The sequence below is a fragment of the Lactivibrio alcoholicus genome (assembly GCF_055390895.1).
Genome location: NZ_AP042471.1, coordinates 2,389,187 through 2,412,120, shown reverse-complemented (window position 1 = coordinate 2,412,120; position 22,934 = coordinate 2,389,187). Strand labels below are relative to the sequence as shown.

19 protein-coding genes and 1 pseudogene are annotated in these 22,934 nt (G+C 62.0%); 5 read left to right on the top strand and 15 right to left on the bottom strand.

Annotated elements, in window-relative coordinates:
- Window positions 1-120: 120 nt before the first annotated feature.
- The 8 genes from ACZ5IU_RS11060 to ACZ5IU_RS11025 all read right to left on the bottom strand — a co-directional run bounded on the left by ACZ5IU_RS11060 (window position 121) and on the right by ACZ5IU_RS11025 (window position 8,665).
- Window positions 121-1,731 (bottom strand): HD domain-containing phosphohydrolase, encoded by a 1,611-nt coding sequence (locus tag ACZ5IU_RS11060; protein WP_464417251.1) that lies wholly within the window; start codon window positions 1,729-1,731, stop codon window positions 121-123.
- A 252-nt stretch (window positions 1,732-1,983) separates the two neighbouring features.
- Complete coding sequence (locus tag ACZ5IU_RS11055) at window positions 1,984-3,201, bottom strand: aspartate kinase (RefSeq protein WP_464417249.1); 1,218 nt, start codon at window positions 3,199-3,201, stop codon at window positions 1,984-1,986.
- Window positions 3,202-3,213: 12 nt separating this feature from the next.
- Entirely contained in the window at window positions 3,214-3,969 is a 756-nt protein-coding gene (dapD, locus tag ACZ5IU_RS11050) for a 2,3,4,5-tetrahydropyridine-2,6-dicarboxylate N-acetyltransferase (protein ID WP_464417247.1), read from the bottom strand.
- Complete coding sequence (locus ACZ5IU_RS11045) at window positions 3,954-4,601, bottom strand: 4-hydroxy-tetrahydrodipicolinate reductase (RefSeq protein WP_464417245.1); 648 nt, start codon at window positions 4,599-4,601, stop codon at window positions 3,954-3,956. Before ACZ5IU_RS11045 ends, dapD begins: the two co-directional genes overlap by 16 nt.
- Window positions 4,598-5,482 carry a 4-hydroxy-tetrahydrodipicolinate synthase gene (gene dapA / locus ACZ5IU_RS11040; protein ID WP_464417243.1) on the bottom strand — a complete coding sequence of 295 codons (885 nt, stop codon included), beginning with the start codon at window positions 5,480-5,482 and terminating at the stop codon, window positions 4,598-4,600. Before dapA ends, ACZ5IU_RS11045 begins: the two co-directional genes overlap by 4 nt.
- 17 nt (window positions 5,483-5,499) lie before the next feature.
- Window positions 5,500-6,468, bottom strand: a complete 969-nt coding sequence (locus ACZ5IU_RS11035) for an aspartate-semialdehyde dehydrogenase (protein ID WP_464417241.1) — start codon at window positions 6,466-6,468, stop codon at window positions 5,500-5,502.
- A 730-nt stretch (window positions 6,469-7,198) separates the two neighbouring features.
- Complete coding sequence (locus ACZ5IU_RS11030; protein WP_464417239.1) at window positions 7,199-7,747, bottom strand: DUF1007 family protein; 549 nt, start codon at window positions 7,745-7,747, stop codon at window positions 7,199-7,201.
- Between the two features lie 12 nt (window positions 7,748-7,759).
- Window positions 7,760-8,665 carry a nickel/cobalt transporter gene (locus ACZ5IU_RS11025; RefSeq protein WP_464417237.1) on the bottom strand — a complete coding sequence of 302 codons (906 nt, stop codon included), beginning with the start codon at window positions 8,663-8,665 and terminating at the stop codon, window positions 7,760-7,762.
- Between the two features lie 276 nt (window positions 8,666-8,941).
- Between ACZ5IU_RS11025 and ACZ5IU_RS11020 the strand changes: the two genes are divergently transcribed.
- The 5 genes from ACZ5IU_RS11020 to ACZ5IU_RS11000 all read left to right on the top strand — a co-directional run bounded on the left by ACZ5IU_RS11020 (window position 8,942) and on the right by ACZ5IU_RS11000 (window position 14,902).
- Window positions 8,942-9,664, top strand: coding sequence for a TetR/AcrR family transcriptional regulator (locus tag ACZ5IU_RS11020; protein WP_464417235.1), 723 nt, complete (start codon window positions 8,942-8,944; stop codon window positions 9,662-9,664).
- The gene (locus tag ACZ5IU_RS11015; RefSeq protein WP_464417233.1) at window positions 9,661-10,500 is read left to right on the top strand and encodes a class I SAM-dependent methyltransferase; all 840 of its coding nucleotides are present in this window, start codon (window positions 9,661-9,663) and stop codon (window positions 10,498-10,500) included. The genes ACZ5IU_RS11020 and ACZ5IU_RS11015 overlap by 4 nt, the downstream gene beginning before the upstream one ends.
- Entirely contained in the window at window positions 10,484-12,262 is a 1,779-nt protein-coding gene (locus tag ACZ5IU_RS11010; RefSeq protein ID WP_464417231.1) for an ABC transporter ATP-binding protein, read from the top strand. The genes ACZ5IU_RS11015 and ACZ5IU_RS11010 overlap by 17 nt, the downstream gene beginning before the upstream one ends.
- Window positions 12,263-12,276: 14 nt before the next feature.
- Window positions 12,277-14,028, top strand: a complete 1,752-nt coding sequence (locus tag ACZ5IU_RS11005) for an ABC transporter ATP-binding protein (protein WP_464417229.1) — start codon at window positions 12,277-12,279, stop codon at window positions 14,026-14,028.
- Window positions 14,029-14,191: 163 nt separating this feature from the next.
- Complete coding sequence (locus ACZ5IU_RS11000) at window positions 14,192-14,902, top strand: class I SAM-dependent methyltransferase (protein ID WP_464417227.1); 711 nt, start codon at window positions 14,192-14,194, stop codon at window positions 14,900-14,902.
- A 465-nt stretch (window positions 14,903-15,367) separates the two neighbouring features.
- Here the strand turns inward: ACZ5IU_RS11000 and ACZ5IU_RS10995 are convergent, their stop codons facing one another.
- From ACZ5IU_RS10995 to ACZ5IU_RS10965, 7 genes and pseudogenes are all read right to left on the bottom strand, one after another.
- Window positions 15,368-17,416 (bottom strand): methyl-accepting chemotaxis protein, encoded by a 2,049-nt coding sequence (locus ACZ5IU_RS10995; RefSeq protein WP_464417225.1) that lies wholly within the window; start codon window positions 17,414-17,416, stop codon window positions 15,368-15,370.
- A gap of 148 nt (window positions 17,417-17,564) precedes the next feature.
- A complete protein-coding gene (locus tag ACZ5IU_RS10990) occupies window positions 17,565-19,058 on the bottom strand; it encodes an S-layer homology domain-containing protein (RefSeq protein WP_464417223.1) in 1,494 nt (497 codons plus the stop codon).
- An 85-nt stretch (window positions 19,059-19,143) separates the two neighbouring features.
- Window positions 19,144-20,445: an HD-GYP domain-containing protein gene (locus ACZ5IU_RS10985; RefSeq protein WP_464417221.1), complete on the bottom strand. Its 1,302-nt coding sequence runs from the start codon at window positions 20,443-20,445 to the stop codon at window positions 19,144-19,146.
- Between the two features lie 40 nt (window positions 20,446-20,485).
- Window positions 20,486-20,677, bottom strand: a pseudogene (locus tag ACZ5IU_RS10980) (hypothetical protein); the annotation flags it as partial.
- Window positions 20,678-20,782: 105 nt separating this feature from the next.
- Entirely contained in the window at window positions 20,783-21,586 is an 804-nt protein-coding gene (locus ACZ5IU_RS10975; protein ID WP_464417219.1) for a DUF4198 domain-containing protein, read from the bottom strand.
- Window positions 21,587-21,732: 146 nt separating this feature from the next.
- Window positions 21,733-22,530: a DUF4198 domain-containing protein gene (locus ACZ5IU_RS10970; protein WP_464417217.1), complete on the bottom strand. Its 798-nt coding sequence runs from the start codon at window positions 22,528-22,530 to the stop codon at window positions 21,733-21,735.
- 81 nt (window positions 22,531-22,611) lie between these two features.
- Window positions 22,612-22,929, bottom strand: coding sequence for an Ig-like domain-containing protein (locus ACZ5IU_RS10965; protein WP_464417215.1), 318 nt, complete (start codon window positions 22,927-22,929; stop codon window positions 22,612-22,614).
- Window positions 22,930-22,934: the final 5 nt, after the last annotated feature.

Here is a 22,934-nt window from a genome sequence, read left to right as displayed (position 1 = left end):
TCGAAACAAGTATGCGGAATATTATAAGACAAATTTTATCGAATTCAATCCTCAATAAAAACATGTTACAATAAACTTAGTATACAATTCGGGATACTCGGGATGGGACCGTTTCTTCGACTAGCGTTCGTCGAGGACGCTGAAGAAAACATCGACGACGCGCGGGTCGAAGTGTGTTCCGCTCGATTCGCGGATGTGGGCGCGCGCTTCTTCTTCGGCCCACGCTTTCCTGTAAGGCCGATTGGACAGCAGCGCGTCCCATACGTCGACGACAGCGAAGATCCTTGCGGCGATCGGGATGCCCTCGCCGCGCAAGCCTTTCGGATATCCAGTGCCGTCCCATTTCTCGTGGTGAGAGGTCGGAATCTCGAGCGCCGGAGACAGAAAACCGATCTGCGAGAGAAGGTCCGCCGCATAGGACGGGTGCCGTTTCATGACGCCCCATTCATCCTCCGTGAGCGGGCCGGGCTTGAGCAGGATCCCGTCCGGTATTCCCATCTTCCCTACGTCGTGCAGCAGGGCGCCGTAGTGAATATACGGCAGAGTATCCTCCGGGACGCCCATCCTTCGGGCGATCCGGACCGTCAACTCCGTCACGCGACTCGAATGTCCCCCCGTCTCGAGATCCCGGAGTTCGAGAGCTCCGGCCCATCCCTTGATGGTATCCTCATAGGCCTGCGAGAGTTCCCTGTGAGCATGCACGAGCATTTCCTGCGCCCGCCGTTCTTCCTCGACCTTGAGTCGGAGCGCGTCCCGGGTCTCCTGTTCTCGTTGCATCGCCCGGCTCGACAAAAGGAAGAAAACCCCGACGAAGACGGAGAACGCGAGGATCGCGAGAATTTCGTAATTCCTCCTGTTCCGGTACCCCGCGAGGATTTCATCCTCCGACATTCCGACGATGACGACGAGATTCCGGTAGGGGTCGACCGAGCGAAAACTCACGATCCGGCGCACCGTGTCGGTCGGACCGTCGCAGATGCACACGCCGTAGGTAGCGCCATTCATAGTCCTGGCGACGTCGCTCGACGCGACCGACGTCCCGAACGGAAGAGACTCGTCTCCTATGAACCCCGCAAGGACGCTTCCCGATGGACCGACGAGAAGGACGCTTCCCTTTTCCCCCAGGCGGACCTGACGGTAGAAGTCCGAAAAGTAATAGGGGTTCACCGAGGCCAGGACGACGCCCGAGAACGATCCGTCCGCGTTTTCGAGCCGCATGCTCATCGGGATATACCACTTCCCCGTCGCGCTCCCGAGAATCGGGTCGCCGATAAGAAAGGTCTTCGACGGGTCGCCGCGATGGTCCGTGAAGAACGGTCGGAAGACGACATTGACCTTCCGGAACGGGATCTGGCTGCTGAGGACGAGGTCGCCGCTCGCGTCGGCGATGCTGAGGAGATTCAACAGTTCGGCCTGCGCGACGTTGCTCTCGACGGCATATCGGGCGATGGCCGCGTTCGCGGCGTCGGCGAAACTTCCGTAGATGTGTCCGGCGCGCTTTTCATAGAGCTCCTTCATCGAGGAGAGGACCTGTCTGACGTTCTCGACCGTCCGCAATGTGTGCTCCTCGAACGCCCGGGCGAGGTTGTCCGTCTGCCGGAAAGCGGCCGCGATCTCGTTCTGTCGGTCGCGACGCAGCGAAAAAACGAGCACCGACCACGCCAGCACGAGAAGCGCGAGACAGAAAAATTTCAGGAAAAAGGCCGCTTGCAGAAACGCTGGTTTCTTCACGAACAGCCACCCTTTCGGATGTGTCAGGCCGGATTCCCCAGCAATTGCGGTCAGGCTCTGCGAGAGAGGGAAGGCACGATCATCCAATGGACGATCGTGGAGCGCGAACGGTATTCGGAGCGGCAGGATCCGGCGATTTAATGATTCGATTATAGAAGCCTGTTCCCGTCTCCGCAACATGCGGAGACGCGCTTCGCCCCAAAAGAAAAAAACGGGGAGGAGGGTGCTCCCTCCTCCCCGCCTCAGCATCATTCAGTCATCCGTCTCGTCCGCAAGTCCGAACTCTTTTGCGAGAAATTCCACTGCCCGTTTCGCCTCATCCCGCGGAACGAGCGCCGAGATCTTGATCTCCGACGTCGTCGTCCCGACCATGCGGACCCCGGCCTTGTCGAGCGCGACGAAGAATCTCGCCGCCACGCCGGGCGCGGATTTCATCCCGACACCCACGGCGGATACCTTCGCGACAGATTCGTCGACGCCGACGATCCATCCCGCGTATCGCGACAGCACTCCTTCCAACGTTTCCCGCGCGACCCGGACCGAGGAATCGACGACCGTGAACGTGAGATGCGAATGCCCGTTCTCGCTCACCGTCGAGATCATGTCGATATTGATTCCCTTGTCGGCAAGAGCCCCGAAGACCGCAGCGAACACGGCCGTATCGCCGGGAATACAGTTCACCGTCACCTTCATCTGGTTCGTGTCCGACGTAACGCCGGTGACCACAGGCTGTTCGAGCCATTCAGGCAGCGTGCCCACCACATACGTCCCCCTTTCAGCGGAGAAGGTGGAGGCGCAGTACAGCTCCACCGAATGTTTTTTCGCGATCTCGACGGCGCGGGAGTGAAGCACCTTCGCCCCCTGCGCCGCGAGTTCCAGCATCTCGTCGCACGTGATGTACTCGAGTTTTCGTGCTCCGGGCACGACATGCGGATCGCACGTGTAGACGCCGGCGACGTCGCTGTAGATCTCGCAGCGGCACCGGCACTTCGCCGCGATAGCCACCGCGGACGTGTCCGATCCGCCGCGCCCGAGCGTCGTCAGGTCGCCGTCCTCAGTTACGCCCTGAAACCCGGTAACGACGACGACACCCCGTTTTTCGAGCTCCTTCGCGAGCTTGCCGACGTTGAGGTCGACGACCCGCGCGTTTCCGAACGACGGAGTCGTGACCATCCCGAGCTGGAAGGCGTTGTACGAGACCGCGGGAACGCCCGCCTCGTTGAGCGCCATCGCCAGCAGCGCCGCCGTCACCTGCTCACCCGTGGAGAGAAGCATGTCGAGTTCGCGCGGAACGGGATTTCTCGCCACGTTTCCCGCCAGATCGAGAAGAGAGTTCGTGGTCTTGCCCATCGCGGACACGACCACTGCCATGCGCTCGCCCTGCCGGACGAGCGGAACGATCTTTTCGGCTATGGACCGTATCCGTTCCGGGGTCGCCACGGAAGAACCTCCGTACTTCCGGACGATCATCCTTCCGACCCCCTACCTGTCGTTTCCGAGTTCCCGCAGCGCCTGAACGATCTGCGTCTTTCCCTCGGTCTTCGCATCGACTCTCTTGATCACCTTCGCGGGACACCCGGCAACGACGCTTCCGGCCGGGACATCGGCCGTCACGATCGCGCCCGCCGCGACAACTGATTTCTTTCCGACGCGAACACCCTCGAGGATCACGGCGTTCGCGCCGACGAGGACGTCGTCCTCGACGACCACCGGCGTCGCGCTCGGGGGCTCGATCACGCCCGCGACGATCGCCCCGGCGCCGATGTGGCAGTTCTTCCCCACCTGCGCGCGTCCGCCGAGGACCGCGTTCATGTCGATCATGGTCCCCTCGCCGACGACCGCGCCGATGTTGATCACGGCGCCCATCATGATGACCGCGCCCTTTCCGATCGACACGCGGTCGCGGATGATCGCGCCGGGTTCGATCCGCGCCTCGAATTGCGTGAGATCGACGAGCGGCACGGCCGAGTTCCGCGCGAGCACCTCGACGTCCGTCGCCTCGATGCGGTCGCGGTTCGCCTCGACCACCGCCATGACCTCGGCCATGTCTCCCGTGAGCAGCCCGAAACGGTTGCCGCCGACGTACGCGACGCCCTCCCAGTCGGCCCCCTTGAGCTTCCCGGAGACGAAGACGCGGACGGGGGTGCGCTTTTTCGATTCCTTGATGAAGCGGATGATCTCCCCGGTGTCCAGTTCCGGCCGTTGTTCGGCGGTCGGCTGATCTACGCGTTCCGGCATTCGATGACCTCCTCGAAGGTGTAATACCCGGGCTTCGCCCGGAGCGCGAACTCCGCGGCGCGCAGCGCGCCGAGCGCGAAAACCGAGCGCGATATCGCCCGGTGCGACAGTTCGAGAACCTCGCCGTCGTTCGCGAAGACGACTGAATGGTCGCCGGGAACGCCGCCCAGGCGCAGCGAGTGAGTCGGGCAGTCGCGCCCGACCGCCTTCCCGAGAAGTATCGCCGTCCCCGACGGGGCGTCCTTTTTCTTGTTGTGGTGGGTCTCCGTGATCTCGACGTCCCACGCCGCGAGGAGCGGGGCGAACGATCGGAGCATCATCTTCAGGATCGTGACGCCCTGCGAGAAGTTGAAGCTCTGGACGACGGGAACGCGCGTCGCGAGGTCGCGCAGCGCCGCGAGGTCGCCGTCGCCGAGCGCGGTCGTCCCGACGACGCACGCCGCCCGAAAGCGCTCGCACGCGCCGATCGTCACCGGAAGCGCCTTCGGCGAGGAGAAATCGAGGACGACCTGCGGCGCGCCGGTCTCGCGGACGCCGTCGACGTCCGCCGCGTAGACGCATTCGTGCGCGGCGAAGACCTTCAGGAGTTCCTGCCCCATCCGGCCGTTCGAGCCGACGACTCCGTACCTCATGCGCGCGCTCCGCACTCCGCCATGTTCGCGTCGATCACCGACATGCACTTCGCGGTCGCCTCGACGAGCGGCAGCCGGAGTTCGTTCGCGCAGAAGCCCAGCCGGCTGACGGCGTACTTGACGGGGATCGGGTTCGTCTCGATGAACAGGTTCTTCATGAGCGGGAAGAGGCGCATGTGGAGGTCGCACGCGTCCTTCATGCGTCCGTCGAGCGCCAGGCGCACCATATCGGACGTCTCTTTCGGCATGACGTTCGACAGCACCGAGATCAGTCCGTCTCCGCCCGAACAGACGAGATGGAACGCCTGGTCGTCGTTGCCGGAGAGCACCGCGAAATCGGGACGGACCTTCCGGACGCCCCGGATGAGTTCGTCGATCTGCGCCATATTGCCCGACGCCTCCTTGACCCCGACGACGTTCCGGATCGCCGCGCATCGGATCACGGCCTCGGGGAGCATGTTGACCCCCGTGCGCCCCGGGACGTTGTAGATCACGAGCGGGCCGGAGATGGATTCTGCAACCGCCTTGTAGTGCCGGAAGAGCCCTTCCTGCGTCGGCTTGTTGTAATAAGGGGTGACGACAAGAACGCCGTCCGCGCCGAGCGCGAAGGCCGCCTTCGAAAGTTCGATCGTCGCCGCGGTGCTGTTGGAGCCCGTCCCGATGACGACCGGGACCCGCTTGTTCGCCGTCCTCACCGCGAAGGAGATGACCTCCCTGCGTTCGTCCGCCGTCATCGTCGCCGCTTCGCCCGTCGTCCCGAGAATGACGAGGAACTCCACGCCCGAATCGATCTGCCAGTTCAGGAACTTCCCGAACGCCTCGAAATCCACGCTTCCGTTCCTGAAAGGAGTGACCGCCGCCGTACCCGTACCTCTGAACATTGTCCGCACCTCCCGTATTATGCGTTCAGTTCTCTATGCTTCTTCAGGATCCGCACCGCGTTCGTCGCTGCCCCGACCCTGATGTTGTCCGCCACGTTCCACAGAAGGAACCGCGTCGCGTCGAACGCCCGCACGCGCGCGACGTACACCGCATCGCTCCCCGCCGCTTCGAGCGGCGTGACCATATCGTCGACGAGAATGACGTTCTCCGACTCCTCGATGGCCTCGCAGATCTCCGGGACCGAAGATGGGCGACGCGTCTCGACCAGGATCGCCTCCGAGTGCCCGTAGAGCACGGGAACGCGCACCGTCGTCGGCCAGACGGCGATATCCGGGTCCGAGAAGATCTTCCGCGTCTCGTTGACCATCTTCATCTCCTCGTCGGTGAAGCCGTTCTCGAGGAGCGATCCGATCTGCGGCACGACGTTGAGGTGGATCTGCTTCACGAACTTCTTCGGCGCGATGTGTCCGCGCATCTGGTCTTCGAGTTCGTTCATCCCGTTCTTCCCCGCGCCGGAGACGGACTGGTACGTGCTCACGACGATCGACCGGATGCCGAACCGCGAATGGACGTTCGACAGCGACAGCACCATCTGGATCGTCGAGCAGTTCGGGTTCGCCACGATGCCCCGGTAGCCCGCAAGCGTCGCGCCGTTGATCTCCGGCACGACGAGCGGAACGGCCGGGTCCATCCGGAACGCCGACGAGTTGTCGATCACGACCGACCCCGCCTCTGCCGCGACGGGCGCGAACTCCCGCGACACGGTTGCCCCCGCGGAAAACAGAAGATAGTCGTACCCGGCTTTCATGGATTTTTTCGTCAGCTCTTTCACCGCGAGTTTCTTTCCGTTGAAGGCAACTTCAGTCCCCGCACTCTTCGCCGACGCAAAAAGATCCAGTTCGTCGGGGAAAACGCGCTGCTCCTCGAGCACGCGCGTCATCATGCGCCCCACTTCGCCCGTCGCTCCGACCACCGCTGCACGCATCTCGCATTCCTCCCTCTGCTGTCCGACCTGACGGTCAGTAAAAAAAGAGGCCCGTCCCCGAAGGGACGAGCCTCTTGTGAAAAGCCCGCGGTACCACCCTGCTGACGCCATGCCGGAGGCATGACGACTCTCGAACCCCGTGACGTGGGATCAGACCGGGAACGTACTTCACCCCCCTTGCGGGGCTTTCCGTTCCGGCTCACCGCGCTTTGGGCCACCGGGAATTCTCGAGGACGCCTTTCAGCCGCTGAACGTCCATCTCTGTCGAAAAGTTCCTCCCTCGGCATCGCGGATCATCGCCGTTCCGCATATCGAATTGCGGGGATTGTACAGATTCATTCGGAAAATGTCAAGGAATCTTTCGCAAGTTTTTTCGTGCCGACCAGCAAATGCCTTCAAACTTGCTTCCCAAGGCTCAAGCGATATGCATCTCCGGTCCTGAACCGCGAAAGCGCCCGAAGAAGACCGCTCGCATCCTCTTCGAGAGACCGGGATTCTCCCGCAGTCATCCGCGATGCTGCCGACACCTCGACGGCCGCGTCGCGGATCGCATCGACGGATTCCGTTTCTTCCTCGGTGGACTTCGTCAGGCGATCGATCCCGGCGCTCGCCTGTTCGCTCGCGGCGGCCTGCTCCTCTGCGGACGCCGCGATGCTCCGGATCCTGTCAGCGGTGCGCGCGAAGTCTCCGGATTCGCCCGCATCTCAGTTCCCTTGCCGACTGCGCCCGATCAGAGATCCAGCGTCACCCTGACGCCAAAGTCCTCATAGATTTCCGATTTGCTCCTTTTTATCCGCGTCGCATCACCGATGATGTCGACCTCTTCATCGAAAGCCGTATAGATTGTGTCATCGTTGAAAGTGATTTCGATCGCGCCGCACGCCGCTTCGTTCTTCTTGAAAAAGAGCGTGAACTCGTACGCGACGCACCCGTCGGAAAGGATCGTCGCCCTGAAATCTTTCGCGTTTCCGAACGCAACCTTCTTCCCGTTGACGCGAACTTTGGTGAAATACCCGACGTCCCGGGCCCCGTCGAAGAAATCGCGGCGAACCGCCTCGTTTTCCGACGCGCTGAACTTCCCGTTCCGATCCCTGTCGCACTCGCCTGTAACTTCCTCGCTCCACCACTCGTCCCACTTCCATCTGACGTGAATTCCGGCGACCTCGTTTCCCGTGAATACGAGCCCTACGCCGGCGTTGATGAAAAGGTGCGGATGCGCGGCGGCCGGATGAGAAGCGATCGTCAAACACAGCAGCAACGCAAGGAGAGTCTGTCGCACGGAGAACGGCTCCTACAGGAGAATGCTCGAAACCATCAGAAGACCGATCGAGATGACAAGGGCAAGGGACAGATACTCGAGCACGGACGTGATAACCATCCCGTCGCCGGACCTGTCGAGCGAGCGAAGAACGCGCTCCCTGCCGTAAATCGTCAGCACCCCGATCGCGCCGAGGAGCAGGAACATCCCGAGCGAAATTCCGAGAACCGAGATCAGCCCCGGCGCGATGATTCCGTGCGCGATCGAGAACATCATGATCAACATGGCCGCCGGACACGGCACGATCCCCGCCAAGAGACCAAGCAACACGGGATTGTCGACGCGCGACGCATGCGATTCGTTGTCGCCCCGTCCCGTATATTTCCGGAACAGGAGAATGGATCCGATGACCGCAATCGCGATGCCGCTTGCGACGATGAAATACCCTTGCATTTTGATTTTGAAAAACGCTCCGGCCCCTTTCAGAAGCATCGCGAAAAGAAACGAGAACGCGATGGCGCCGACCGTATGAACCGAAGAGATGATCCCCGCAAGAAGGAACGCCTGTTTCCACGATTGTCGCCTGCGCAGAAAGTACGCGACGACAAGCGCCTTTCCGTGTCCCGGCCCTGCGGCATGGACGAGTCCGTAAAGAAACGAAACGCCGCCGAAGGCAAGGAGCGCTCCGGGCGCCGGATTTTCCCGGATTCCCCGCAATCCCGAGCGGACAAGTCCGTCGAAGTACCGCACCATTGAGACGAACGCACGCGAGACCTCCGGATGCGATCGGACCGCGAAAAACACTCCGACGGCCAGAAGCGCGAGTCCAACGGACGCAATGCGATTTCCCCCGGTTCCGGGAGCCGCCTTTTTTCCGAAAGCGTTCGGAATCCCATTCTCGGAGCGGGCTGTCGTCTCTTCCGTATCCTTCATCTGCATTTACAACTACCTCCCTATGGCGTCCAGCGCGCGGAAATCGCACCGGCCTGATTCCCGGGGATCAGTTTCTTTGAACGGAAGACTCTCCGGAAAACACCCGGTGTATTATGCCTGAAACTCAAATTGGTGCAAACGGATGTTCGGCGTATCTTCCGGAAAAACGCGGTTCCGCCGATCGCTCTCCGGATTCGGCGGAACGCCGCGCGGGGGCTTGCGCATTCCAAGAATGTTTGATATATAAAACTTGTCGATCGTACGACAAGGAGGACGAGAGCAATGGCGTCATCGCCACACGCAACCACATCGGAGAAGATGTCGCGGGGAACGTGCCGGTCCGACCGAGTGCGCTCCCTGGTTCTCGAGGCCGGGGCGAAGCTCTTTTCGCAGCACGGCTTCGCCGGAACCTCGTTTCGCAACCTGTCAGCGGAATCCGGGATCTCCGCCGGTCTCATCCAGTATCACTTCGGAACGAAGGAAAAACTCTACGAAGCCGTCCGGGAATATGTTTTCTCCGAATACCTCCGCGCGCAGAGGCCGCAGTTCGACCTGCCGCAGGAAGAATTCGACCCGTTCATCAGGGGCGGACTCACCGGATACTTCAGGTTTCTGGATTCGCACCCCGAGTGGATGCGTCTCATGGAATGGGGAATCCTCGAGGGAAACGGCGCTCCGTGGCCCGGAGAGGAAGAGCTGATGGACGACCTCGCGGAACGCGTTCGCACAGTGCAGGCCACGGGGCGGGTTCCCGAGGACATCGACCCCGATCTCTTTCTGATCCTGATCGGCGGGCTCATGCGCGGCTGGATTCTCTACCGGACCCGTTACGCGTCCAGGCTCGCGCATATCGGAGACGCGGACGCACGCGAGAAGGCCTATCTCGACCTCTGTTTCCGGCTTCTCTCGTGCGCCGCGCCTCCGCCCGCGGAAATCGCGCATGCGGAATCTCCCGAAAGCACGGACGAATCCTGTCCGTCGAAGAATGAAAGGAGCCATTCATGAACATGGAAACGACCGTCACCCTTTCGGGCGTTCCGGAGACGATGCTCTGGACGCTCTACAACCGGGCCGAGGAGGCCCTGCGGCCCGACGCCCTGATCCGCGATCCCGAGTGCGTAAGGATCTACTCGTCGATCGAATACGACTTCGCCCGTAGTTTCGGGCGGCCCGACGGGTCGCACCCGATGCGTTCCCGGATTTTCGACGACGCGCTGAAGCCGTGGCTCGCGGCGCATCCGGGAGGCTCCGTCGTCGAACTCGCGTGCGGCCTCGAAACGCAGTTCCAGCGGTGCGACGACGGCCGGGTCCGTTGGCTCTGCGTCGACCTGCCCGAGAGCATCGCCGTGCGCGAACGCTTCCTTCCGCAGACGGACCGATGCCGGTACATTGAAAAGGACGTTTTCGACGCGACGTGGATGGACGCCGTCGATCCGTCCCGCGGCGTCTTCGTGACGGCCCAGGGCGTCTTTCCCTACTACCGGGAAGACGAAGCCCGGCGCGTGATCGTCGCGGTCATCGACCGCTTTCCGGGGGTCGAAATCATGTTCGATGTCATTCCGCGGTGGTTTTCCCGCAAGACGGTGCGCGGATTCCGAAAGACCGCACACTACACGTCTCCGGCGATGCCGTGGGGAATCGGGCGCGACGAGATCGAACCCCTGATGCGGGCATGGAGCCCGCGGGTGTCGGAAGTCCGGCTCGCTCCGTACGGAGCCTTCCGGGGGCTTCCGGGGGCCATGCTCCGGACGGCCTCGCGTCTGCCCTGGGCGCGCAACATCACGCCGATGATCGTCGACATCCGCACGAAGGGAGACGAACGCGATGGCGTCCGCCGCTGAACGCGAAACCACCGGCGCCCTCTTCCGCTACCTGCTTTCGGTGTCGCGGCGCGGCGGATGGCTCCTTGTCCTCACGCTCGCGATCAGCGCGGTTTCGGGGGTGTTGTCCGTCCTCCCGTTCTACGGACTCTTCCGCCTCATTTCGACGCTTCTCGAAGGCGGCGCGGGGCAGGAGGCGCTTTCGCGATGGGGGTTCTTCATCCTGTACTCCGCCGCGGGACAGATTCTCGTCTACGCGCTTTCGATGGTATTCTCCCACGTGACGGCGTACCGGATCCTCCGGGACCTCCGCTACGCCCTCGCCCGCAAGCTCCTCGACATCCCGCTCGGCTGGTTCACGAAGCAGACGAGCGGCGACACGAGAAAGCTCTTCACGGAAGACGTCGAGAAGATCGAACTCTTCATCGCGCATCACATTCCGGACATCACGCGCGCCGTCGCCACTCCCGCGACGACCTTCATCCTCCTGCTTTCGGCCGACTGGCGCCTCGCCGTCGTTTCGCTGATTCCCCTGCTCCTCTCGCCCGTGTTCCTCGTCAGCGTCTTCCGGCATTACGACAGGAACATGGCGGAATACTACCGCCTTCTCGCCCGGATGAACGGGACGATCATCGAATACATCCGGGGCATGGGCGTCGTGCGCGCGTTCAACCGGACGGCCTCTTCGTTCGGGAACTACCGGACGTCGGTGAACGAGTACTTCGAGTTCTGGAAGAACTGGACGATCCGCGCCATGAACGGCTACGGAGGGTTCTTCACGACGCTCGAATCCGGCTCGCTGTTCATCCTCGGGATAGGCGGACCGCTCTATCTCACGGGAGCCATCACGGCTCCGGCGTTTCTCATTACGCTCATTCTGGGTCCCGCCTACGTTTCCGCGTTTCGACTCCTGTTCTTCATGACCAATATCATGAGCATGAACCTGCGGGGCGTTTCCCGCCTTCGCGCGGTGCTCGAAACGCCGCCCCTTCCGGAACCCTGGGACGCGATCGTTCCCGCCGGGGAGGGAATCGACTTCTCGAAGGTCTGTTTCGGCTACGATTCGGCGCAGGTCGTCTCGAACCTCGAATTCGAGGCGCGTCCGGGGACGATCACGGCGTTCGCGGGCCCCTCGGGCGCGGGGAAGACGACCGCGGCGCTTCTCGCCGCGCGATTCTACGATCCGACGAGCGGAACGATCCGGATGGGGAAAGCGCCCTATCCGTCCGTCGGAACCCGCGAAATCCTCCGGCGCGTGTCGATCTGCTTCCAGGAATCGCAACTCTTCCGGGGAACGATCGAGGAGAACATTCGGATGGGAAACCGCACGGCGCCCTTCGCCGACGTCGAGCGGGCCGCCCGCGCAGCCAGGGCGCACGACTTCATCGCGGCGCTCCCGGACGGGTATTCGACCGTCCTTTCCGGCGACCGGAGCCTTTCCGGAGGGCAGGTGCAGCGGATCGCCATCGCACGCGCGATCCTGAAGAACTCGCCGGTCGTCATCCTCGACGAGGCGACGAGCTACGCCGACCCGGAAAACGAGCGCCTCATCCAAGAGGCGCTGAACGAACTTCTCGCGGACCGGACCGTCATCGTCGTCGCCCATCGCCTCAAAACCCTCGCGCACGTGGACAACATCCTCGTGTTCGACGACGGCCGCATCGTCGAACAGGGCCGATTCGACGATCTGATCGCGGCCGGGGGAACTTTCGCACGGCTCTGGGAGGGCGCGCTCGCCGCGCTCGAATGGAATATCGCCGACGCCCGCGGGCGGACGGCATGAAGGAGAGGACGCGGATGCTCTTCGATTCCGTCTTTGAAATGCTCGGTTCGGACAAGCGCCCGAAGATGCGGCGCGCGGCGTCTCACGCCGCCTTCGAGGGATTTCTCGCGGCCTTCGTCCAGGGGATGCTCATGCTCGCCGTCCACGAGATCGCCGCGGGGACGTTCTCGTGGGGGACGCTCGCGATGGTTCTGCCGACCCTCGTTGTCGTCATGGGGCTTCGCTGGTTCACGGGAAGCAGGGCGATACTCGAATGTCAGATCACGGGGGCGCGGTTCATCCGGGACGCGCGGATGGCGCTCGGCGAGCACCTGAGGCGGGTTCCTCTCGGCTTCTTCCGGAAACATCAGGCCGGAGATCTCACGAGTCGTCTCATGAGCAACATCCAGGACGTCGAGATGGTCCTCACGCACCTGTATACGGACATCGTCACGGCCGTCGTCATGTCGCTCCTGATCGCCCTGTGCCTCTTCCGGACGGACTGGAGGCTCGCGCTCGCGGCGCTGTGCGTCGTTCCGGTCGGCCTTCCGACGTTCTTTCTGACGGACCTCGTCTTCCGGAAGTTCGGCAAGCGGAAATTCGCCGTCGCGGGCGAGATGAACGACGCGTTCGTGGAGTTTCTCTCCGGGATCCGGACGCTCAAGGCGCACGACCTCGCACTCGAGAAGCTCGACGTCCTCAAGGGGTGCATCGACGAGTCCATGCGGGTCAGCATCCGTCTCGAAGCGGGGCTCGCCCCGGCGATCATCGCGTTCCAGCTCCTGCTCGACGTCGGACTCACCGGCTCGCTCCTGCTCGGGCTCCGGTATCTGTCCGGCGGGACTCTTTCGGTTCCCGATTTCGTCGTCGTCGCGATGCTCGCGTTCTATTTCTACAAGCCGCTCAAGAACGTATCGCAGTTCTACGCGGAGTTCCGGAACTCCGAACAGGCCGCCGCCACCATCCGGGGGATTCTCGACGAACCCGCGCAGCGCTGGACGTCAACGACGCTCGATCTCGACGACGTCTCCCTCCGCTTCGAAGACGTCCGTTTCTCGTACGACGACCGGAACGAGGCGCTCAACGGACTCTCCTTCTCCGTTCCGAAGGGATCCGTAGTCGCGCTCGTCGGATCTTCGGGTTCCGGGAAGACGACGGCCGCGAATCTCGCGATGCGTCTCTGGGACATCCCCTCCGGGAAGATCTTCTTCGGAGGACAGGATATCACGACGATCAAACCGGAGACCCTGCTCTACCGGATCGGCGTCGTCTTTCAGGACGTCTATCTCTTCAACGACACCGTCCGCGCCAATATCGCGATCGCGAAAGAAGGGGCGAGCGACGCCGAGATAACGGCAGCGGCGAAGGCGGCCCGGGCGGACGATTTCATCCGACGGTTGCCGGGCGGATACGACGCCGTCCTTTCGGAGGGCGGAGCGAACCTCTCGGGCGGAGAGAAGCAGCGCATTGCGATCGCCCGATGCATTCTCAAGGACGCTCCGTTCGTCATTCTCGACGAGGCGACGGCGTCGCTCGACCCCGAGAACGAACGAGAGATCCAAGAGGCGCTGGCGCGACTGCTTCGCGGGCGAACGGTGCTCGTGATCGCCCACCGTCTCAGGACAATCCGGTCGGCGGACGCGATCGTCGTTCTGGACGAAGGACGCGCCGTCGAATGCGGGACGCACGACGAACTGATCGCGGCGGGGGGCCGGTATGCGTCCATGTGGAGAAACCAGGAGGAATCCGAAGGCTGGCGGCTCGTGCGTACTCCCGCGGCTTCGTAGGGGAGCATCTTCCTCCGGAACAGCGGGAAGGGAACGGCGGGCGGGATCGTGGAACTTCGCTTCGGATGGCGTATATTTTCCCGTGGAGGCAGCATAAGACGCAATTTTCGCGTTCCGGAAGTTTCCGTTATGGATCACGTGCGATGTGGAGGAGGGCGACGTCATGCAGGAACGCTGTATTCTGAAAGACGGAGTGAAGTACATCGAAAAAAACGGGGTGTCCCATATCATAAATGACGACGGCCGGATCGTGAACCATCGGCCTTGGCTCGGGGACATCCTTTCGTTTGCGTACGATCCCATCATGGAAAAGTGCGTTTTCCCCGGAAAATTCGGCGGAGAGGCGACGCGACACTTCGAAATCCTGAGGAACGAATTGAAAGACGTCCATGGGAGGAACGTTCTCGAACTGGCTGCGGGGAGCGGCAGCGCCGTCAATTTCCTGCCGGACGATAACCGGTACGCCGGCATCGATATCAGCCCAGGGCTGCTGCGAAGAGCCGCCGCGCGATTCCGCCGCGCCGGCTTCGAAAACGCCGCCTTTTATGTCGCGCGCGCAGAGGACCTCCCGTTCCGCGACGGCGTGTTCGATGTCGTTCTCTGCATTCTGTCGCTTAATTTTTTCGAGGATATCCCGGCGGTCCTTGCGGAAATCCGTCGCGTTGCGGCGGCGCATGCGATTGTCGCGTGCAGCGTTCCCGTGCCGGAGCGAAACGGGCGCAAAAGCACGATCCGAGGCATCCTGCACTCGGAAAGAGAATTGGAAACGCTCTTCGAGGACGCGGGGTTTCATTTCGATCCGATACACGCAAACAACGGATCCCTGCTCTATTTCAAAGCGACGAAAAAAGACGCGCCGGACGAGACGCAATGAAGGGACGGGCCGGCTTCCGCGGAAGAGTATCTGGTACATCGTCGGGCGGGACACGTGATACGCGTCCATAACTGACTGGCTTTGACATGATCCTGATGGTGCTTCGCAAAGCTCTCTTCCCGCTGAAACGAAGCCAGTCGGGTGTTCCCGCGGATTTCCATGCTGTTCACACCTCCGGTCTTCTTAAGGTTACTCCGGAAAGCGTAAACAACGCTACGGTTTCTTACACGTGGAGATCGCCCGGCCTTCTTTTCGGGGATCCGGTCGACAATCCCGAGCGTCTTCGACATCCCCGGATGCGCGCTGAACGAGAAGGAGGCTGCCCCGGAAGGCTATATCGTGGACGATCACGAGGTGTTGTCCGGAATCTGCCCTTCGTGCGAGGGCGCACACTCCGGACGCTGATGAGACGGATGCTGACGATGCATCCGTCTCCCCGGACAAACGAAGTCGGGCGGCCGGGAATCACGCCCCCGGCGTCAGGGCGGGCGTCGCGCCGCCGGTCCGGAAGCGGTCGAGAACCCGCAGCAGCCCCCGCGCTTCCTCTTCCATCGAACGGGATTCCGCAGCCGTCGTCTGCGATACGGCGGCCGTCTCGTTCGTGGCGTCCCGGATCGCTTCGACGGACTGGATTTCCTCCTCGATGGACTTCGTGACGCTCTCGATTCCGGCAGCCGTCTGTTCGCTCGCGGCGGCCTGTTCCTGCGCCGCGGCCGCGATGCCCTGGATGCTTTCGCTGATCCGGCCGATCTCGCGCAACGCGCCGTCGAGCCGCCGGCCGGCCTCTTCGGATCCGGTGACCGTCGTCTCCACGAGCGCCTTCACGTCGTGCATCGACGAAACGGAAACTCGCGCGCTTTCGCGAAGCTCCAGAATGATTTTTTCGACCTCACGGGCCGCCCCGCTCGATTCCTCGGCGAGTTTGCGGACTTCGTCCGCCACGACCGCGAAGCCGCGCCCCGCATCTCCGGCGCGCGCCGCCTCGATCGCGGCGTTGAGCGCCAGAAGGTTCGTCTGGTCGGCGATCGACTCGATGCGTCCGATGAAGGACGTGATCGCCTTCACGGCTCCGTCGACGCGTTCCATCGCCGCAACCGTTCCGGTCGAGCGTTCGCCGATCTCCCGGATCGCGACGAGCGTCGCGTGAACCATCGCGCCGGCCTCCTCGCTGATGCGCGCCGTCTTTTCCGCGGACTCCGCCCCCTGCGTCGACGCGACGGCCGCCGCATTCGCGGCGCCCGCGATCCCCTGGATTCCAGCGTCACTCTCCTGCAGCGCGCAGGCGTTGGCCGCCGCCAGCTCCGCAAGCCGGGCCACCCGGAGTTCGATCCGCTGCATCGCGTCGGCCGTGTTCCCCGCAAGTTCGGAGAGCGCCTTCGCCCTCTCCCCAGTCAGCTGCGCACTCGCTCTCGCGCTGTCGATCGTGACCCGCTGCGCTTCGATCATTCCGGCGAACGCCGTTACGAGAATTTCCGTCTCGTCGCCGCGCCCCGCGATCGACGGATCGGGCGCAACGGACAGGTCTCCTTCCCCGACTCGCTCGGCGACTTCGACGAGCTTCGTCAGCGGACGGGCGATCTTCCGCGCGAAGAACGCGGTCACGGCGAGAAAGACGATGAAAAGATACCCAATGACGAGCGTCAGAAACATGACCAGTCGTTTCGTCTCGCCGATCACGCCGAGCAGGCTGCGCCCCGCGAACAGCGCGCCGATCGGCTCTCCGTCGGGGGAGAGCAAGGGCTTGTAGGTCGTCAGGAACGGAATTCCCATGATTTCCGTCCGGCCCCGATACGTCTTCTTTCGTCCGAGCACCTGTTCCGCGATCGCGGGATCGAGCTTCGTTCCGACGGCCCGCTTCCCGTCCTGCATAATCGTCGTCGCGTATCGCGTATCCCCGCCGAAGATGGTGACCTCGGTCCCGAACAGTTCCCGGACGCGATCGGCCAGGGATTCCTTCGACAGGTCGAATCCCGCGGTCACGACTCCGGCGACGACTCCGCTCGCATCCGTGACGGGAACCGCCGCGCGCGCCGTCAAGAGGATGGTCGTTCCCGGTTCGACAGCCGAGGCGGCCTTTCCTTCAAGCGCGCGAGACGTGCTGTACTGGTACGCGATGGAGTCTCCCGTTCGGTCGCTGTGCGTTCTGGCGAGCACAACCCCCTTCGCGTCGGTCACCGTGAGAAAGTCCGCTCTCTTCCCGGACGAATCGCTTCGCTTGGACATCGCCCGGATTTCGCTTCGGATCGCTTCCGGGTCGCCGGAAAGGATCGCGTCCCTGACGGATGACGTCGTGGCCAGGACCGCGGCCAGGACTTCCGCATCCTGCCGAAGTTCGTTCAGCGTGTTTTCGATCCCCTGGACCCCCCGGTCCGCTTCCCGCTGAACTTCATTCGTGAAAAAACCGGAAAAACGCCGGATGGAGAACCCGGCGGTACACACGACAGCCAGAAAAACCATCACGCCGGTCATAAGAACCATTTTCAGCATTATCGGGCGCCGTACCTTCGCAGTCACTCGTATCCCTCCTGACATGATGGACTCCCCGGACCAATTGTAGATTCCATGTGTTGTCGGTCCATTGCGGCATTGTTGCAACGTCGCAACAAAAGAGATCCCCGACAACGGGGATCCCTTTCATTCCTGACATTCTGGGAGAAAGATTTCAGAACGACACCTGCGTCTTCAGCCGGACGGCGCTGTCGTCGAGGCGAGCCGAATGGTCGAAATCGACCTGGTCGTAGGCAAGCTCGAACATGAGCGCCGGCGTGTAGTAGTAGCGCACGCCCAGGCCGCACATGGTCCGGTCGGAATACGTCCCGTCGGCGAGCGGAGCCTTGTCGTAGTCGAACGCTCCGTACCGGAAGAACGTCGTCCACTGGTCGCTCCACTGTTGCCGCGCGGAGAGGAACACCCACGACATTTCGCTGTCGCGTCCCGGATTCCGGATATCTTCTTCCTCGCGGACGCTCAGGAACGCCACGTTCCCCGGCGTCGAATCGAACGGATCGTTCATCGGCGCGAAGCTCGCATCGAGTTTGGCGTATTCCAGCCAGAGGTCCGTAAATTTGAGCGCATCCTGCTTGATGTCGACAATCGCCTTCCAGGCCTTCGGCGAATCGTCGTATCCGCCTTTTATATCCCACTTCTGACCGTAGAAGGCGCCCTTGAAAGCGACCGCGTTCGTGAAGTTGACCGTGAAATCCGCCCAGTAGACGCTCCTGTCCGACGTCTTCCACGTAAGGCCGTCGTCATCCTGCTGGTCGAAGAGCATTCCGTTCAGCCCAAGGCTGAACCGTTCGTTGAAATCGAGCCGCACCCCCATGTGGAAGAGATTCGCCTCGACCTCGCTCCATCCGTACGCGGCGTCCGGGTACCCGTCGCTGTCGCTCTCTTCCTGATGCGCCACCAGGAAGTACCATGACCCCATGGAGAAGAGCTTCGTGAACTCCAGTCCCTTCCAGTTGCTCTTGTACATGAACGTACTGTCGCCGCAGTCCTCGTCGAAAAAGCCGCCTTCATACTCCACATAGAACTTTCCCACGCGCATCGAGATATCCCACGGCAGCGCGACGGTGAGATACATGCGGCGCCACAGAATTCCGTCTTCCCCGTCGTACTGGAACCGCGCCGAGAACGTCACCTTGTCATCGACGCGCTTCTCGAAATCGATGTAGTTGTCGTCCTCGGGGAAAGCATAATCCGTTTTTCCCGCCGTCGCGTACAGGGTTCCTTCCTCTTTCGCCCATTTCATGGAGATCAGGAACGATCCCGTGACCTTCCATCCGCCGATGTCGGACTCGAGCTGCGCGACGCGCCGATCGATCTTGTCGGCCCTGACGCCGAGCGCGTCAAGCTCGTCCCTGAATTCCATGACGAGCCGCTTGAGCATTTCGACATCCTGTTTGCTCGCCTTGGCCATATTGACGTTCGCAAGCGACCGGGCGAGCGCGGAAGCCATTTCGTACCGTGTCGCCGGCTGGTTCCCCTTATACGTCCCGTCGGGGTATCCGGACAGGACGCCGGATGCCGCGAGTTGCCCGATGGCGTCGTACGCCCAATGCCCCGAAGGCACGTCCATGAACGGATTCGCGGCGAACGCCGGCGCGGAAACGCTGACGAGCGCAAGCACAGCAATCAGAAAACCGAACTTCCTCACACCGTATTCCTCCTCAGTACGTTTTTCCCCGACGAATCGCACAACGCCTCCGTGCGGTTCGCCACCATTCCGCAATCGGCGCGCGTCAGGAGACGCACGCCAGACGGACCAATTCACGCGGGTGTTCCGAATCCGCCTTCGCATCCGGATACTCCCGGCATATCGTCAGCACGTCGTCGATCGACGCGATGAACAGATCGACGAGAGCGGGTTCGAAATGTCCGCCGCGTTCCCGCATAATGAGTTCGATCACCTGATCGAGTGGCCACGCCGGTTTGTATACCCTCTTTCCAGACAACGCGTCGAACACGTCCGCAATCGCGACGATCCTCGCTTCAGGACGAATCGAGGTTCCATTCAATCCGTTGGGATATCCTCCGCCATTCCATCGTTCGTGATGTTCGAGCGCGATTGCCGCAGCGAGATCGAAAAACGCTCCCCCGGTCGCGCTCAGTATTCTGTAACCGATAGTTGTGTGCGTCTTGACTCTCTCGAATTCCTCCGCCGACAGACGGCCGGGCTTGTTCAGGATCGCGTCGGGGATGCCGATTTTTCCGACGTCATGGAACGACGACGCGAGCCCGATCGTTTTCGCCTCATCCGGCGGGACGCCGCGTCTCATCGCAAGATACTCGCTGATCGCCGCGACGCGCCGGACATGGTTCGCCGTTTCGTGAGAGCGGGTCTCGATCACCTCTCCGAGCGTGTACGCAATCTCCGACTGCGTACGCAGGAGCTCGGAATTGAGACGCACCACTTCCCGTTCCGCGGATTCGCTTTTCGCGAGCTGGACGGAGAGTTCCCGGGTTTTCGAGCGAACCCGGCAACGAAGCGCGAAAATCCAGATAACCGCTATGCCTCCCGCGACCGCGATGACCTTCATTCCCCGCTCGAAGCGAGCGGTATCGATGTGCCCATTTTCATAGATACTGAACCAGTGGTCGTGAAGCGTCGATATCGTTCCGTCCTTTCCGAGAGCGGTATAGGCCCGGCGAAGCGCCGACAGCAGCGGCTTCGCTTCTCCCGCGAGCACGATCCGCCGGGGAACGCCGACGTCGGCGATGATCGAGACGCTCAACCCCGACGCATCGGTTCCATGAACGAGATGCAGCCCCTGATACTCGGGGATCAGCGCCGGCGCTCCTTCTCGCGCGCCTTCGATCGCCTCTTCCCGCGTTTTCGTGATGCGACACGCCCCGAATCGGGAGCACAGCCCGAGCGGAAGAAACGCCGCGTCGGAGACGGCCACGGAAACGCAGCCCGGGCTCCCGAGAGCGTTTTTCGTCCCGAAGAGCGCGAGACGGAGCGTGTCCACGGGAATCGAACAACCGGGATCCCCGTCCCCGGGAAGAATCGCCCCCCCCCGCGGTTCCGTCCCGGAGCGCATCCGCGAGCTTCCCCAGCGGGACGCGGACGAACCGGATTTCGACATCCGCTTTCTGCGCGAGCGCCATCCACAGATCGATGTCGTATCCGGCCGATTCCTCGCCACTGACCTGCGAGAAGGGCTGATTCCCCGCCTCGACCGCGACGGTCAGTGTTCCGTACGCGAAAGCCTCTTCGGAAGAGAGGAAGACCAGAAGGAGTGTGCATATGAAAGAAAGAAAGCGTCGTCGCATGGAGAACCTCGCCGAAATGCCGAAGAGAAACCCGATGCCGGAGAGAGAAAGGAGCGAAGGGTCAACGGGGAAAAGCCTTACCTTTCCCTCCCCGGCATCGGAACCTTATTTCATATCCCGCGCCTGAACCCAGATAACGGCGTCGACCCCAAGCTCCGCTCCCTTATAGTCGCGGGTGATGACTCCGAGTGCGGCAAAGCCCCACCACCCCGCCTTCGGGATCGAATACACGAATGTTCCGTTCGCGTCCGCACGGATCGTCTGCGTGACGAAAGCGTCCTGCGGCGCCTCGACCTTCGCGTCCTTCGCGAAACAATTGTGCGCGACATCGGGTTCGTGGTTCATGTATTCGACTTCGATTTCCGCGAACGGAACCGGCTGTCCGTTCGCCTTCACGACGCCCCGGAAAGCGTTGCCCGTCCAGAGCCCGTACGGCTTGTCGAGAGGAACGATCTCCGCAGGAAGCCCGATTTCGGCGTCCCAGTCCGTCGGCAATCCGGCAACGCTGACGACCGTCTTCGTGCACTGCTGCATCCATGCGTTTTCCGCCTTCTCGAAGTACGGCGCCGGAACGAGTCCGAAGACGTAATCTCCCATTCCCTTCAGCGGAACGGCAGCCTCGTATCCCAGACCGTCGTTCGTCAGACTGGTCCACCGGATCGGAAGAAGACGCTTCTTGAGGTCTTCCTTCTTCCCCTTGTGGACGACGAAGAACTCCTCGACCCCCGCCATGTCCATCGTGTGCCCCGCCTCGAAGGGATGCGTGAACACGATCTTGAGCGTCACATCCTGCGACTTCTGAAGGGCACTCTCCGGGGTATAGACCATCTGGAAGTGCGCACACGCGGGCGCCGATCCGAACGCGACGCACAGGCACGCAACCGCGAATCCCAACGCAAGTCGTTTCATCGTACGATCACATCCTCCTTACTGCTCGCTTCTCCGGAAAAACCCGAAGAAAGCGTCGTGTGACACCGGGATGCCATACCGGAACGTTCGCCGCTTCCGGAGCGGTTCAGCGTTCGCACCGCTCCGGAGGGACGACCGTTCGCAGATTATTCTCCGATACGGAAACTCAACGTCGTCAGCAGCAGAACTTTGTCGGCTTTATCCTTCTGGGGGTGCGCAAAAGAGTATTCCGCCTCGGCGAACCAGTACCCCGCCTTCAGCGGGATGATCTCGACGACGCCGTCGAGATCGGTCCGTCCGACAAACGCCTTGTATTCCTTATTCGAGAAGCCGGCGAACGTCGCTTCGAGCTTCGCCGTCTTCATGGGCTTTCCCTCGAAAAGAATCCTGACCGGGAACTTCTCTCCGGGCCTGACCGTCGCGGGGTGAACCAGAGGAACGATCTCGAGGCGCTGTCCCGCGGGCTTCGAGATGAAATCCGCCTCACGGCTCCCCTCGATGTCGAGAATCGTTTTCGCGAACATCGTGACCTCTTCGCAGTAGGTAGCGTCCGCGCGCTGCGTCCTGTCCTTCTGCGCCCAGCCGTCGGGTCCGTTGGACCAGAAGGTCGGACGGTAGGTTCCGAGAACAAGGAAACTTCCCTTCTTCAACTCCGCTTTCCCTTCGTACGCGTAGTTCTCTCCGATCTGCGCGAGCGGCGTCATGCCGTTCGGCGTCGCAAGCTGAAGCCCCTCGAAGATTTTCGTGCGATCCGCCGGTATCGGTTCGGGTTTCGGGAAATCGTGTCCGTAGCCGATTTCGGCTCTGACGATGCCATCCTTCGGTCCGGAGGCATTGACCCAGAAATCGTGCGCGCACGCGGCGCCCGATGTCATGAACACTGAGAAAACGGCGATCGCGATTGCTGCGCGCAGTACTGCATGTTTCACGGTTCCATGGAACATAATTTCGTCCTCCTCGTTTTCGGTACGGCGTCCTTCGCCCGGGACTCCCCGCCTTGGACGCCCTGACATTCAAACAGCTTTCTACTTGATATCCTCGCCCTTGACCGTCACTTCATGACCTGGACCGGCGTTGAACTCGACCACGAACGGAACTTTCGGTTTCTCGAATGAGAACTCGCCGTTTTCGTCGATCTTGCCGGAAGTCAGCACGGAACCATCCGCGGCCTTGACCGTCATGGAAACTCCCGTTGCAGAGGAACCGTCGGAAAACCCCCCCTCGCACGTCACCGTCCCGTCGGAATTGAGATAGCAGGAACACAGCGGCGTATGCGCAGCGGCGGGATTCACGCCCGCAAGACAGACAATGAGCGCCAGAAGACACATCATGATGCGTCGCACTTCGT